Source organism: Geodermatophilus sp. SYSU D00879 (assembly GCF_054050375.1).
Genome location: NZ_JBJGZF010000003.1, coordinates 106,035 through 119,654, shown reverse-complemented (window position 1 = coordinate 119,654; position 13,620 = coordinate 106,035). Strand labels below are relative to the sequence as shown.

Below are 13,620 nucleotides of genomic sequence, written 5' to 3'. Positions count from 1 at the left end.
GCGCGCGCACGTCGGTCACGCGGTGAGGGCGAGACCGGACGTGATGCTCCGCAGGATGTAGACGGCGATCAATAACACCATGAACGCGAGGTCCAGGCGGATGGACCCCAGGTTCAGGGGCGGGATCACCTTCCGGATCGCCTTGAGCGGCGGGTCGGTGGTCGCGTACACGACCTCCAGGCCCGCGGCGACGAAGCCGGACGGGCGCCAGCTGCGCGCCAGCACCATCACCCAGTCCACGACGAAACGCGCGAACAGCAGGATCAGGAAGACGAGCAGGATCGACGACACGATCTGCCAGAAGAGAGCCACTGTCCTCGCTCGTCCCGGGGCACCTGCGGTGCCGTGTCTGCCTTCCTCCAGCGCCCCGGCCCGACGGCTCAGGACTCGGGGAAGGACCCGCCCTCGCGGATCTTGGCCTTGTCCTCGGCCGTCACGTCGACGTCCCGCGGGCTGAGCAGGAACACCTTGGCCGTGACGGGCTCGATGCTACCGCGCAGACCGAACACGAGGCCCGCGGCGAAGTCCACCAGTCGCCGCGCGTCGGCGTGGTCGAGCTCGGTCAGGTTCATGATGACCGGGCTGCCCTCGCGGAACGCCTCGCCGATGGCGCGCGCCTCGTTGTAGGTCTTCGGGTGCAGCGCGGTGATCCGGTAGGGCTGCGCCACCGGCGCCGGCTCCGGCGCGGCGACCGGCTCGCGGGCGGCCAGGCCGGCGGCCGCGCCACCGGCGCCGGCGCTCACCGAGCCCAGCCGGGACGGGCCCGACGCCGCGGCCGGGGTGGCGGCGGGGGCCGACGGCGGCTGCTGGGCCAGGCCGAGGCGGGTCGCGCCCGCGCGGCGGAGGGGGGCGGGCTCGGACGCGACCGGCGTGGCGACGCGGGGGCCGGGGCGGTCCTCGTCGGCGCGGTCGCCGGGGCGGCGGTCGTCGAAGCGGTCGCCGTCGAACCGGTCCTCGTCGAGGCGGTCACCGGCGGGGCGGCGGCCCTCGTCGGCGCGGTCACCGGCGTAGGAGTCGTCGAACCGGTCGTAGCGGCGCTCGTCGTAGCGGCCGGAGTCGTACCGGCCGGCGTCCAGCCGCGGGGCCTCCAGGCGCCCGGAGTCGTAGCGGGCGTCGTCGTAGCAACCCTCGTCGTACCGGCCGTCGTCGTACCGACCCTCGTCGTAGCGGCCCTCGTCGTACCGGTCGTGGGGGTCGGACTGGCGGGCGTCGTAGCGCCCGTAGGCGCGGGCGTCGTCGTCCTCGACGAGCCCGAGGTACATGCCCATCCTCCGCATGGCGCCGGCCATCAGACGACCTCCTCCGGCGTCCCGGGTGGGACCCCTGTGACTGGTGTGACTGCGGGCGAGGGTAGGGGCCGCGGGCCGAAGAGCGCGGTTCCGACACGCACCAGCGTGGCGCCGGCCGCGATCGCCTCCTCGAGGTCGCCGCTCATGCCGGCGGACAGCTCCGCGGCGCCGGGGTGGTCGGCCCGCACGCGGTCGGCGACCGCGGCCAGCCGGGCGAAGGCGGGGCCGGGTTCCTCGTCGCGCGGGGCGACGGCCATGAGGCCGCGCAGCCGCAGCCCGGGCAGGCCGGCGACGGCGTCGGCGAGGGCCGGGACGTCGTCCGGGGCGGCGCCGCCGCGCTCGGCGATCTCCCCCTCGGCGCCGCCGAGGTCGACCTGCACGAAGACCTCGACCGGCCGGCCGGCCTCCTCCCCCGCCCGGGCCAGCGTCCGGGCCAGCGGCAGCCGGTCGACGGAGTGGACGACGGCGCCGGTGCGGGCGACCGCGGCGGCCTTGTTGCGCTGCAGCTGGCCGATGAAGTGCCACTCGAGCGGCAGGCCGGCGAGCTCGGCCACCTTGGCGGTGAGCTCCTGGGCGCGGTTCTCGCCGAACGCCGCCTGGCCGAGCGCGGCGAGCCCGCGGACGTCCTCGGCCGTCCGCGTCTTGCTCACCGCCACCAGCGCCACCGAGGCGGGGTCGCGCCCGGCGGCCCGCGCGGCGGCGGCGATGCGCTCGCGGACGGCGCGCAGGCGGTCGGCCGGGGTGGTCATGCCGACGATCATCCCCGGGGACGGACTGGAACGGCCCTCCTGCAGGGGCCCGCCGCGAGCCTGCGAGGGGCGGGGGGCAGGAGGGTCCTTCATCCCAGCCAGGTGACGCCGGCCTGGCGGCCGGTGACGCCGTCGCGGCGGTGGCTGTAGAGCCGCCGGTCCTCGACGGTGCAGCGCGGGTCGTGCACCACCTGGGCCAGGCCGGCGCGGCCGAGCAGTTCGGCGACCCCGGCGCGCAGGTCGAGCCCCGGCGTGCCCTGACGCGTGCGCACGGCGGCCGCGGGCGCCACCCGGGCCACCTGGGCCTGCATCTCCCGCGGGACCTCGTAGCAGGCGCCGCAGACGGCCGGGCCGAGCAGCGCGGTGGTGTCGGCCGGGCGGCTGCCCAGCCGGGCCATGGCGGCCAGGGTGGCCGGGACGACGCCCTGCCGGACCCCCTCCCGGCCGGCGTGGACGGCGGCGACCACGCCGGCGACCGGGTCGGCCAGCAGCACCGGCACGCAGTCGGCGACCAGCACGCACAGCACCAGGCCGGGAGTGCGGGTCACCAGGGCGTCGGTCGCCGGCAGCGGCCGCTCGGCCGGGCCGTCGAGGACCGCGACGCCGGTGCCGTGGACCTGGTCCATCCACACCAGCCGGTCCCCGGGCACACCCAGCTCGCGGGCGAGCCGCTCCCGGTTGGCGGCGACGTCGGCCGGGTCGTCGCCGACGTGGCCGCCGAGGTTGAACGAGTCGTAGGGCGCACGCGAGCGGCCGCCCCGCCGGTCGGTGACGACCCGCCGGGGTCGCACCGCCGAGGGGGCGGCCGGGGTCTGGCTCACGGGGCCACCGGGGAGCCGGTGGCGCGGGTCGGTGCCCTCACTGACGCAGGAACTCCGGGATGTCGAGCTCCTCCTCGAAGTCCTCGTTGCCCAGCGGCCGGCGGCCCGCGGCGGCGCCCGCCGCGTGGTTCTGCACCGGGGGCAGCGGCGGGACGGTGATCCCACCGCCGGCCGGCGGGGCCGGGCGGACCGGGGCCGGGCTGACGGGCGCCGGGGCGACGGCGGGGGCCGGCGGGACCAGGCGCTCCCCCGTCGCGCGCGGCGCGGCCGAGGACACCGGCGGCGGGCTGCCGCCGAACCGGCTGGGCGCCGGCGGGGCGGCCGGGGCCGTCGCGGGGGCGGCCGCGACGGCGGCGTCCTTGCGGGCGGAGGGCCGGCCGCCGTCGAAGCCCGCGGCGATGACGGTCACGCGGACCTCGTCGCCCAGGGCGTCGTCGATGACCGCGCCGAAGATGATGTTGGCGTCGGCGTGCGCGGCGTCGGAGACCAGCGAGGCGGCCTCGTTGATCTCGAACAGTCCGAGGTCCGAGCCGCCGGAGATCGACAGCAGGACGCCGTGGGCGCCCTCCATCGAGGCCTCCAGCAGCGGGCTGGCGATGGCCTGCTCGGCGGCCAGCAGCGCGCGGTTGTCCCCGCGGGCGCTGCCGATGCCCATGAGCGCCGACCCGGCGCCGGACATGACCGACTTGACGTCGGCGAAGTCGAGGTTGATCAGGCCGGGGGTGGTGATCAGGTCGGTGATGCCCTGGACACCGGAGAGCAGCACCTGGTCGGCGGTGCGGAAGGCGTCCATCACGCTGACGTTGCGGTCACCCAGCTGCAGCAGCCGGTCGTTGGGGATGACGATGAGCGTGTCGCACTCGTTGCGGAGCTCCTCGATCCCCGACTCGGCCTGGACCGCGCGCCGCTTGCCCTCGAAGGAGAACGGCCGGGTGACCACGCCGATGGTGAGCGCGCCGAGCTTGCGGGCGATCGAGGCGACGACCGGCGCACCGCCGGTGCCGGTGCCGCCACCCTCGCCGGCGGTCACGAAGACCATGTCGGCGCCCTTGAGCACCTCCTCGATCTCCTCGCGGTGGTCCTCGGCGGCCTGGCGGCCGACGTCGGGCTGCGCGCCGGCGCCGAGGCCGCGGGTGAGCTCGCGGCCGACGTCGAGCTTGACGTCGGCGTCGCTCATCAGCAGCGCCTGGGCGTCGGTGTTGATGGCGATGAACTCCACCCCCTTCAGACCGACCTCGATCATCCGGTTGACCGCGTTCACACCGCCGCCGCCGATGCCGACGACCTTGATGACCGCGAGGTAGTTGTGCGGAGGTGTCATGTGGGGCTCCCGACCTCGACCCTCATCCTCAAGTACAGACTTAGTGTTATGTCAACTGGGTCGACGCGGACGAAGTTAGGTGGGCCGCGTCGGGCCCTACAAGCACCCTCCCCGGCCCGGCGTGTCGCCACGTCGACACCACACCGTCACCGGGCGACCCAGATGTCACAAGCTCACCACGGGCGGTGACGACCCGCCTGCCGCAGGTCTCATCCCGGGGTCGAGACCCGGGACCGCGGTGCTCCCGGGACGAATCGGAGCCGCGCAGCGTGTCGGGCGTGTCGCGGCACGGGCGTGTCGGCGGCGCGCCGTCCCGGTTGCCGTCCGCGAACGGCCGCACACGGAGTGCGAGCGGTCCGTGGGCTCAGCGCAGGACGACGGCGCGCGGCGAGCTGACGTCGATCGTCGTCGCCGGCTCCAGCTCGCCGGACGCGACCCGGGCCAGCAGCGCGACCAGCGCCGCGGCCTTGTCGCCGGCGCCGTCGGCGCCGCCCCACACGACGGTGGTGCCGTCGGCGAGGGTGAGCGTCACGTCCTCGCCGGTGGTGGCCCGCGCGCCGGTGACCTGCGCGCGGACGTCGGCCGGCAGCGACACCAGCGCGCCGAGCGCGGCCCGGGTGGCCGGGTCGTCCGGGCCGGGCGCGGCGACCTCGAGCGGGACGACGCCGTCCGGCGCCTCGCCGGTGACGGTGTCGAACAGCACACCGTCGCGGTCGACCAGCGAGCGGGTGCCGGCCTGCTCGACGACGGCGACCGGCCGCCGCTCGACCACGGTGACGACGACGCTGCGCGGCCAGCCGCGGGTGACCGTGACGTCGGCCACCTGCGGCAGCCGGGCCACCCGCGCGGCGGCGGCGTCGACGTCGACCCGCAGCAGCGGCGTGCCCTCCGCGACGCCGGCGGCGGTGCGCACCTGCTCGGCGGTGAGCGTGGTGGCGCCGTCGACGCGGACGGACCGCACGGCCAGCAGCGGGCTCGCCCACACCGCCCACCCCGCCGCGGCGACGAGCACGACGGCGACCGCGGCCAGCAGGATCCGGCGCCGGCGGCGGTCGGCCGCGCTGAGCCGCCGCCTCCGGCGGGCCGGCCGGGCGACCTCGGCCGGGACGCCGCGCTCCCGGTCGGCGGTCGTCAGGCCGGTGCGGCTCACCGCGCCGCGCCCTCCGCGCCGGAGGTCCCGCCGCCGAGGGCGGTGAGCACCTCGGGGCCGAGCATCGAGACGTTGCCCGCGCCCATGGTGATCACCACGTCGCCGGCGCGGGCGCGGCCGGCCAGCGCCGGGGCCGCCGCCGACCAGGACGGCTCGAAGGCCACCCGGTCCGGCGGCAGCGGCACGGCGTCGGCGACCAGCGCGCCGGTGACGCCGGGCACCGGGTCCTCCCGGGCGCCGTAGACGTCCATCACCACCACCTCGTCGGCCAGCCCCAGGGCCTCGCCGAAGGCGCCCGCGAACTCGCGGGTGCGGCTGTACAGGTGCGGCTGGAACGCGACGACGACCCGCCCCTCCCCCGCCACCGCGCGGGCGGCGTGCAGCTGGGCGGTCACCTCGGTCGGGTGGTGGGCGTAGTCGTCGTAGACCCGCACGCCCGCGGCGACGCCCTTGAGCTCGAACCGGCGGTGCACCCCGCCGAAGCGCTCGAGCCCGGTGACCAGCCCGTCGGCGGGCAGGCCGAGCTCGAGGCCGGCGAGCAGCGCGGCGGCGCTGTTGCGGGCCATGTGCCCGCCGGGCACCCGGATCCGGACCCGGCCGAGCACCGCGCCGTCGAGGACCGCGGTCCAGCTCGTGGCGTCCGGGCCGACGTCGAGGTCGACGATCCGCAGGTCGGCGTCCTCGGCGGTGCCGTAGGTGCGCACCCGGGCCGGCGTCGGGACCCCGCGCAGCCGGGCCGAGCCCGGGTCGTCGGCGCACAGGACGACGAACCCGGCGGGGTCCACGGTGCCGAGGAACCGGTCGAAGGCCGCCTCGACCGCGGCCAGGTCGCCGTAGTTGTCGAGGTGGTCGGCCTCGACGTTGGTGACGATCGCGCCGTGCGGGGCCAGCAGGAGGAACGAGCGGTCGCTCTCGTCGGCCTCGGCGACGAAGACGTCGCCCTCCCCCGCGTGCGCGTTGCTGCCCGACTCGTTGAGGGTGCCGCCGATCGCGAAGGAGGCGTCGACGCCGCAGGCCTGCACCGCGACGGTGAGCATCGAGGTGGTCGAGGTCTTGCCGTGGGTGCCGGCGACGGCGACGCTGCGCCGCCCGGCCATCACCGCGGCCAGCGCCACCGCGCGCGGCAGCACGAGCAGCCCCCGGGCCCTCGCTGTGGCCAGCTCCGGGTTGTCCTCCCGGATCGCCGAGGAGACGACGACGCTGTCGGCGTCGCCGAGGTTGGCCGCGGCGTGCCCGACCTCCACCCGCGCACCCAGCGCCCGCAGCGCCAGCAGGGTCGGGGTGTCGCGCCGGTCGCTGCCGGAGACCGGTACCCCGCGGGCCAGCAGAATGCGGGCGATGCCGCTCATGCCGGCGCCGCCGATGCCGATGAAGTGCACCGCGCCCAGCTCCTCCAGCGAGGGCACCGGCGCGGTCCACGCGGCGGTCGCGTCAGCGGTCACCGGCCGCCACCTCCAGGACGATGTCGGCCAGCCGCTCGTCGGCGTCGGGCACCCCGGCCGCGGCGGCGTGCGCGGCGTACCCGGACAGCGCCGCGGGATCGGTGAGCAGGGGCAGCAGGGTCGCCTCGATCCAGGCGGGCGCGAGGTCGGCGTCGTCGACCAGCAGCCCGCCGCCGGCCTCCACCACCGGCAGCGCGTTGCGCCGCTGCTCGCCGTTGCCGATGGGCAGCGGCACGAACGCCGCGGGCAGCCCGACCGCGGACAGCTCGGCCACGGTCACCGCGCCCGAGCGGCACAGCGCCAGGTCCGCGGCGGCGTAGGCGAGGTCCATCCGCTCCAGGTAGTCGACGACCACGTACGGCGCGGCACCGGCGGGTCGCGGCGGCACCTCGACGTCGGTGTTCTTGGGGCCGCGGGCGTGCAGCACCTGCACCCCGGCGGTGGTGAGCGCGTCGGCCGCGGCGACCGCCGCCCGGTTGAGCGACGCCGCGCCCTGGGAGCCGCCGAACACGAGCAGCGTGGGCCGGTCGGCGTCCAGGCCGAAGGCGGCGCGGGCCTCGGCGCGGCGGGCGGCGCGGTCCAGGCCGCTGATCGCCGTCCGCAGCGGCATGCCGACGTGCTCGCCGCGGTGCAGCGGCGTGCCGGGCACGGTCACCGCCACGCGGGCGGCGATCCGCGCGCCGATCCGGTTGGCCAGCCCCGGCAGCGCGTTCTGCTCGTGCACGACCACCGGCACGCCGGCCCGCCGCGCGGCCAGGTACGCCGGCAGCGCCACGTACCCACCGAACCCGACGACGACGTCGGCGGCGAGCTCGTCGAGCAGCGCGCGGGTGTCCCGGACCGAGCGGCGCACCCGGCCGGGCACGCGCAGCAGGTCCAGCGTGGGCTTGCGGGGCAGCGGGACCGGCGGGATCAGCCGCAGGTCGTAGCCGCGCGCGGGCACCAGCCGGGTCTCCATGCCGCGGGCGGTACCCAGGCAGGTGACCCGCAGGCCGGGGTCCCGCCGGCGCAGGGCGTCGGCCAGGGCCAGCATCGGCTCGATGTGGCCGCCGGTGCCGCCGCCGGCGAGGACGACCGACGGCGCGCTCACCGGGACCGCCCCGGTCGGTCGGCGGGGCGCGCCGGGCGGTCGGCCGGGCGCACGGGGCCGCGGTCGGCGGGCCGGGCGGGCACCCGGTCGCGGTCGGGACGGCGCGCCGCCGGGGGCGGCACCCGGCGCTCGGCCGGGCGCTCCTCGGCGGGCCGGCGCACCGGGTGCGCCTCCACCGGGCGGCGGGGCACCGGGCGGGGCGCGCGCTCGGGCCGGGACCGGGGCGGCCGGACCGGGTCGACGGCGTGGGCGGGGACGGGCAGCAGCCAGCGGGCCAGGCGGCCGCGGGGGGTGCGGCGCAGGTGCTCGATGGCCTCGGGCTCGGATCGGGCGAAGCGGATGAGGAGTCCCACGATGAAGAGGGTGAGCACCAGCGAGGTGCCACCGGCGGAGACCAGCGGCAGGGTGACCCCGGTGACCGGGAGCAGGCCCACCACGTAGCCCATGTTCAGGGCCGCCTGGCCGACCAGCCAGACGGTGATCGCCACGCTGGCCAGCGACACGAAGCGGTCGGTGGCGCGGCGGGCGATGCGGAAGCCGGCGTAGGCCAGCACCGCGTAGAGGGTGATCACGACCAGGCAGCCGAGGAAGCCGAGCTCCTCGCCGATGATCGCGAAGATGTAGTCCGACTCGGCCTCGGGCAGCAGGTTCCACTTCATGGCGCTGTTGCCCAGGCCCACGCCCCACAGGCCGCCGTTGGCCAGCGCGTAGAAGCCGCGGATGGCCTGGAAGCCGGTGTCGGTGGGGTCGTCGAAGGGGTGGAGGAACGCGGTGATCCGCTCCATCCGGTACGGCTCGGCCATGACCATGAGCACCACGCCGGTGACCACGGTCGCGCCGCCCACCGCCCACAGCCGCCAGGGCAGGCCGCCGGCGTAGAGCAGGCCCGAGACCACGAGCAGCAGGCTGATCACCGCGCCGAAGTCCGGCTCGAGCATCAGGAGCAGGGACAGCACGGCGAACACCGGCAGCAGCGGGAGCAGCAGCGTCTTGACCGTCAGGTGCCGCCCGTGGACGGCGAGCACGTGCGCCCCCCACAGGGAGACGACGAGCTTGGACAGCTCGGAGGGCTGGAAGTCGGTGAACCCGAGGCTGATCCAGGCCCGCGAGCCGTTGTACATGACGCCGATGCCCGGGATCAGCACCGCCACCAGCAGGACGACGACGACCAGCAGCGCGATCGGCGACCAGCGCCGCACCCACCCGGCCGGCAGCCGCACCGCGACGCCGAGGGCGACGAGGCCGAGCGCGGCGAACAGCAGCTGGTCCACGCCCGGGCGCCAGGCCGGCTGGTCGGCCAGCGCCGCCTCGATCGCCGAGGCGGAGAAGACCATGACCAGCCCGATGGCCAGCAGCAGCCCCGCCGCGCCGAGCACCAGGTGGCAGCTGGTCATCGGCCCGTCGAGCCAGGCCGGCCCGCGCAGCCGCGGCCGCGCCGCGGCCGCGGGCACCCGGCGGGCCGTGCGGCGGGGGCGGGTGGACTCGCTCCGGCCGTCCATCCCGCCATCGTCGCCGCTGCGCCCGCGCAGCGTGAGCACCGACGGCGCGTGTCGCGTCCGGTCGCCGCCGACCGGGCCCCGCGGTGAGGTGCCGGAGCGGCTCCCTCGCAGGGGCCCGCGCCGAGCGGACGAGGCGTGGGGGGCGAGGGGGTCCCTTCTCACAGCCCGGTGATGGAGAGCCAGTCGGCGTAGAACAGGCCCAGCCCGAAGGCCACGGCCATGCCGGTCACCAGCCAGAACCGCACGATGACGGTGTTCTCCGCCCACCCGGCGAGCTCGAAGTGGTGGTGCAGCGGCGCCATGCGGAACACCCGCCGCCGGGTGGCGCGGAAGAAGGCCACCTGGATGACCACCGACAGCGTCACCGCGACGAACAGGCCGCCGAGGACGATCAGCAGCAGCTCGGTGCGGGTGACCACGGCCAGGCCCGCGAGCAGGCCGCCGAGGGCCAGCGACCCGGTGTCGCCCATGAAGATCCGCGCCGGGCTGGTGTTCCACCACAGGAAGCCCAGGCACGCGCCGAGCCCCGCGGCCGCGACCAGCGTGACGTCGAGCGGGTCGCGCACCTGGTAGCAGCCGTCGACCAGCGCGCCGGAGCAGTCGTGGGTGAACTGCCAGAACGAGATGATCGTGTAGGCGCCGCAGACCATCGCCGAGCAGCCGGCCGCCAGCCCGTCCAGCCCGTCGGTCAGGTTCACCGCGTTGGAGAACCCGGCGATGAACAGGTAGGCGAGGATCACGAAGCCGACCGAGCCGAGGAACAGCGGGTCGATGTCGCGGACGAAGGAGACGAACTCCGACGCCGGGGTGACCCCGGCCTCGTCCGGGAAGTTGATCGCGAGCACCGCGAAGGCGATGCCGACCACCAGCTGCCCGACCAGCTTCGAGGTCTTGTTCAGCCCGAGGCTGCGCCGGAAGCGGATCTTGAGGTAGTCGTCGAGGAACCCGACGGTGCCCAGGCCCACCATGAGGAACAGCACCAGCAGGCCGCTGGCGGTCACCCCCCGGTTGGGCTGCCCGACGAGGAACAGGTGGGAGATCAGGTAGCCGCCGACGGTCGCCCCGACGATGACGGTGCCGCCCATGGTGGGCGTGCCCTTCTTCGACAGGTGGCTCTCGGGGCCGTCGTCGCGGATCTCCTGCCCGAACCCGCGCCGGCGGAAGGCCCGCACGGCCAGCGGGGTGCAGAGGATCGAGATGAACAGCCCGAAGGCCGCCGCGATCAGGACGGACTTCACGCGCCTGCCCCGGTGGTCAGCAGGCCGTCGGCCAGGACCTCCAGCCCGTGGGCCCGGCTGGCCTTCACCAGCACGACGTCACCGGGCACCAGCACCTCCGAGAGAAGGTCGAGAGCGGCCGCTCGGTCGGGCACGGACGCGACCTGCGTCCCGGCGCCCTCCCCGTGGCGGGCACCGGCGGCCGTGGCACCCGACACCATGCCTACCGCATCGGGTCCGACGGCGACGAGCAGGTCGACCCCGGCGGCGACCGCGTCACGGCCCAGCCGCTCGTGCTCGGCGTCGGCGTCGGGCCCGAGCTCGGCCATCCCGCCGAGGACGGCGACCCGCCGGGTCGCGGGCAGCCCGGCGAGCGCGGCCAGCGCGGCGCGCATGGACTCGGGGTTGGCGTTGTAGGCGTCGTTGACGACGGTCACGCCGTCGGCGCGGCGGGTGACCTCCATGCGCCAGCGGCTGCGCGGCTCCGCGGCCGACAGCGCCCGCGCCACGGCGGCGGGGGTCATGCCGGCGGCGAGCGCGGCGGCCGCGGCCGACAGCGCGTTGGCCACCTGGTGCTCCCCCACCACCCGCAGCGCCACGGGGTGCTCCTGGCCGCCGGCGACGAGGGCGAAGGAGGCGCGGGCGGCGTCGTCGAGGGCGACGCCGGTGGCGCGGACGTCGGCGCCGTCGGACCGGCCGGTGGTGACCACCCGGGCGCGGGTGCGCGGCGCCATGCCGGCCACCCGCGGGTCGTCGGCGTTGAGGACGGCGGTGCCGGTCTCCGGCAGCGCCTCCACCAGCTCGCCCTTGGCCTGCGCGATGGCGTCGGCCGAGCCGAACTCGCCCAGGTGGGCGGAGCCGACGTTGAGCACCACGCCGACGTCGGGCCGGGCCACCGCGCACAGCCGGGCGATGTGCCCGACGCCGCGCGCGCCCATCTCCAGCACCAGGTGGCGGGTGCCCTCGTCGGCGGACAGCACGGTCAGCGGCAGGCCGATGTCGTTGTTGAACGAGCCGGGCGGGCTGACGGTCGGGCCGGCGGCGGCGAGCACCTGGCCGAGCAGGTCCTTGGTGGAGGTCTTGCCCGAGGAGCCGGTGATGCCGATCGTCAGCAGCCCGCCCGCGGCCAGCCGGGCGTGCACCGCGGCGGCCAGCCGGCCCAGGGCGTCCACCGTGTCGTCCACGACGAGTGCCGGCAGCGGCCCACCGGGGCGGGTGGTCAGCGCGGCGACGGCACCGGCGGCGGCCGCGGCGTCGAGGAACTCGTGCCCGTCGACCCGCTCGCCGGCGACCGCGACGAACAGGTCGCCGGCGGCGACGGTGCGGGAGTCGAGGGTGACGCCGGTGACGGTCGCGGCCGGGTCGGCGGCGGGCGTGAGCGCGGCGCCGACGGCCTCCGCGACCTCGGCGAGGGTCAGGGCGATCACCGGCGCGCCGCCCCGGCGGCCGCCGCGGTGAGGACCTCGCGCAGCACCGCGCGGTCGTCGAACGGCGTCACGGTGCCGGCGACCTCCTGACCCGTCTCATGTCCCTTGCCGGCGACCAGGACGGTGTCCCCGGGCCGGGCCAGCTCCACCGCGCGGGCGATGGCCGCCCGGCGGTCGCCGATCTCCTCCACGCTGCCGCGCCGCTCCGCCGGCACGCCCGCGAGGACGGCGGCGCGTATGGCGGCCGGGTCCTCCGAGCGCGGGTTGTCGTCGGTGACGACGAGGTGGTCGCTGCCGAGCGCCGCGGCGGCGCCCATCGCGGGGCGCTTGCCGGGGTCGCGGTCACCGCCACAGCCGAGCACGGTCACCAGCCTGCCGGTCGTGGCGCCGCGCAGCGCGGCGAGCGCGGAGGCGACGGCGTCGGGGGTGTGCGCGTAGTCGACGACCGCGGTGAACGGCTGGCCGGCGTCGACCGGCTCCATGCGCCCGGGGACGACGGCGGTGGCGATCCCCTCGAGCGCCGCGGCCACCGGCACGCCGACGGCGTCGAGCAGCGCGACGGCGAGCACGGCGTTGGTGACGTTGAACCGGCCGGGCAGCCGGACGCGGGCGGGCCACGTGCCGCCGGGGCCGGTGAGGGTGAACGCCGAGCCGCCGTCGAGGGCCGGCGCGACGTCGGTGGCGGCCCAGTCGGCCGGGTTCCCCTCGGCGGACACGGTGACCGCGCGCCCGCCGAGCATCCCGGCCAGCCGGCGGCCGTGCCCGTCGTCGACGACGACGACCTCGCGGGCGGCGCGGCCGTCGAACAGCAGCGCCTTGGCCTGGAAGTAGTCCTCGAGGTCGCGGTGGAAGTCGAGGTGGTCCTGGCTGAGGTTGGTGAACCCGGCCGCGGCGAACGGGACGCCGCCGACCCGGCCCTGCACCAGCGCGTGGCTGGAGACCTCCATGACCACGGTGTCGACGCCGGACTCGGCCATGGTGGCGAGCAGCGCGTGCAGCACGGGCGCCTCGGGCGTCGTGCGGACGCTGGGGAAGGCGGTCTCGGCGCCGCGGGCGCGGGTGCGGGTCTGCACGGTGCCGATCAGCCCGGTGCCGCGCCCGGCCGCGGCCAGGCCCGCCTCGACCAGGTACGCCGTCGTCGTCTTGCCATTGGTGCCGGTGATGCCGACGACCGGCAGCCGGCGGGCCGGCTCGCCGTAGACGCGGGCGGCGACGTCGCCGAGCAGGGCGCGCGGCGCGTCGACGACGCACACGGGCAGGCCGGTGGCGACCGCCTGGTCGCGGCCGGTGGGGTCGGTGAGGACGGCGACCGCACCGCGGGCGGCGGCGTCGGCGGCGAAGCGGGCGCCGTGCGTGCGGGCGCCGGGCAGGGCCGCGTAGAGGTCACCCGGGCGCACCTCGGGGGTGGCCAGGGTCACCCCGTGCACCGGCGTGGCGGGGTCGCCCTGGACGGGGTCGCCGACGAGGTCGCGCAGCGCGCTGAGGGCGAGCGGGCGGGTCCCCGCTGGCCGGGGCACCGACCCGGTTCCGGTCGGGCTCACGTCTGGCCAATCTACCGTCGGCACCCGCCCGCCCCGCGCACCCGCACGGGCTCGGCGGTGTCGACGGGTGTCTT

12 protein-coding genes are annotated in these 13,620 nt (G+C 76.9%); all 12 read right to left on the bottom strand.

The window, feature by feature from the left end; translation table 11 throughout:
- Nucleotides 1-15 precede the first annotated feature (15 nt).
- The 12 genes from ACI79B_RS06205 to ACI79B_RS06150 all read right to left on the bottom strand — a co-directional run bounded on the left by ACI79B_RS06205 (nucleotide 16) and on the right by ACI79B_RS06150 (nucleotide 13,546).
- Nucleotides 16-312, bottom strand: coding sequence for a YggT family protein (locus tag ACI79B_RS06205; protein ID WP_073422422.1), 297 nt, complete (start codon nucleotides 310-312; stop codon nucleotides 16-18).
- 68 nt (nucleotides 313-380) lie between these two features.
- Nucleotides 381-1,289: a cell division protein SepF gene (locus ACI79B_RS06200; protein WP_456926657.1), complete on the bottom strand. Its 909-nt coding sequence runs from the start codon at nucleotides 1,287-1,289 to the stop codon at nucleotides 381-383.
- Nucleotides 1,289-2,038: a YggS family pyridoxal phosphate-dependent enzyme gene (locus tag ACI79B_RS06195; RefSeq protein WP_456926656.1), complete on the bottom strand. Its 750-nt coding sequence runs from the start codon at nucleotides 2,036-2,038 to the stop codon at nucleotides 1,289-1,291. The genes ACI79B_RS06200 and ACI79B_RS06195 overlap by 1 nt, the downstream gene beginning before the upstream one ends.
- 89 nt (nucleotides 2,039-2,127) lie before the next feature.
- Nucleotides 2,128-2,859, bottom strand: a complete 732-nt coding sequence (pgeF, locus tag ACI79B_RS06190) for a peptidoglycan editing factor PgeF (protein WP_456926655.1) — start codon at nucleotides 2,857-2,859, stop codon at nucleotides 2,128-2,130.
- Between the two features lie 37 nt (nucleotides 2,860-2,896).
- The gene (gene ftsZ / locus ACI79B_RS06185; protein WP_456926654.1) at nucleotides 2,897-4,180 is read right to left on the bottom strand and encodes a cell division protein FtsZ; all 1,284 of its coding nucleotides are present in this window, start codon (nucleotides 4,178-4,180) and stop codon (nucleotides 2,897-2,899) included.
- Between the two features lie 364 nt (nucleotides 4,181-4,544).
- A complete protein-coding gene (locus tag ACI79B_RS06180) occupies nucleotides 4,545-5,330 on the bottom strand; it encodes a cell division protein FtsQ/DivIB (RefSeq protein WP_456926653.1) in 786 nt (261 codons plus the stop codon).
- The gene (murC, locus tag ACI79B_RS06175) at nucleotides 5,327-6,772 is read right to left on the bottom strand and encodes a UDP-N-acetylmuramate--L-alanine ligase (protein ID WP_456926652.1); all 1,446 of its coding nucleotides are present in this window, start codon (nucleotides 6,770-6,772) and stop codon (nucleotides 5,327-5,329) included. The genes ACI79B_RS06180 and murC overlap by 4 nt, the downstream gene beginning before the upstream one ends.
- Nucleotides 6,762-7,862, bottom strand: a complete 1,101-nt coding sequence (murG, locus tag ACI79B_RS06170; RefSeq protein WP_456926651.1) for an undecaprenyldiphospho-muramoylpentapeptide beta-N-acetylglucosaminyltransferase — start codon at nucleotides 7,860-7,862, stop codon at nucleotides 6,762-6,764. Before murG ends, murC begins: the two co-directional genes overlap by 11 nt.
- Nucleotides 7,859-9,361, bottom strand: a complete 1,503-nt coding sequence (gene ftsW / locus ACI79B_RS06165) for a putative lipid II flippase FtsW (RefSeq protein WP_456926650.1) — start codon at nucleotides 9,359-9,361, stop codon at nucleotides 7,859-7,861. The genes murG and ftsW overlap by 4 nt, the downstream gene beginning before the upstream one ends.
- 158 nt (nucleotides 9,362-9,519) lie before the next feature.
- Nucleotides 9,520-10,599: a phospho-N-acetylmuramoyl-pentapeptide-transferase gene (mraY, locus tag ACI79B_RS06160; protein ID WP_456926649.1), complete on the bottom strand. Its 1,080-nt coding sequence runs from the start codon at nucleotides 10,597-10,599 to the stop codon at nucleotides 9,520-9,522.
- Complete coding sequence (locus ACI79B_RS06155; RefSeq protein ID WP_456926648.1) at nucleotides 10,596-12,005, bottom strand: UDP-N-acetylmuramoyl-tripeptide--D-alanyl-D-alanine ligase; 1,410 nt, start codon at nucleotides 12,003-12,005, stop codon at nucleotides 10,596-10,598. Before ACI79B_RS06155 ends, mraY begins: the two co-directional genes overlap by 4 nt.
- Nucleotides 12,002-13,546, bottom strand: coding sequence for a UDP-N-acetylmuramoyl-L-alanyl-D-glutamate--2,6-diaminopimelate ligase (locus tag ACI79B_RS06150; protein ID WP_456926647.1), 1,545 nt, complete (start codon nucleotides 13,544-13,546; stop codon nucleotides 12,002-12,004). Before ACI79B_RS06150 ends, ACI79B_RS06155 begins: the two co-directional genes overlap by 4 nt.
- Nucleotides 13,547-13,620 lie beyond the last annotated feature (74 nt).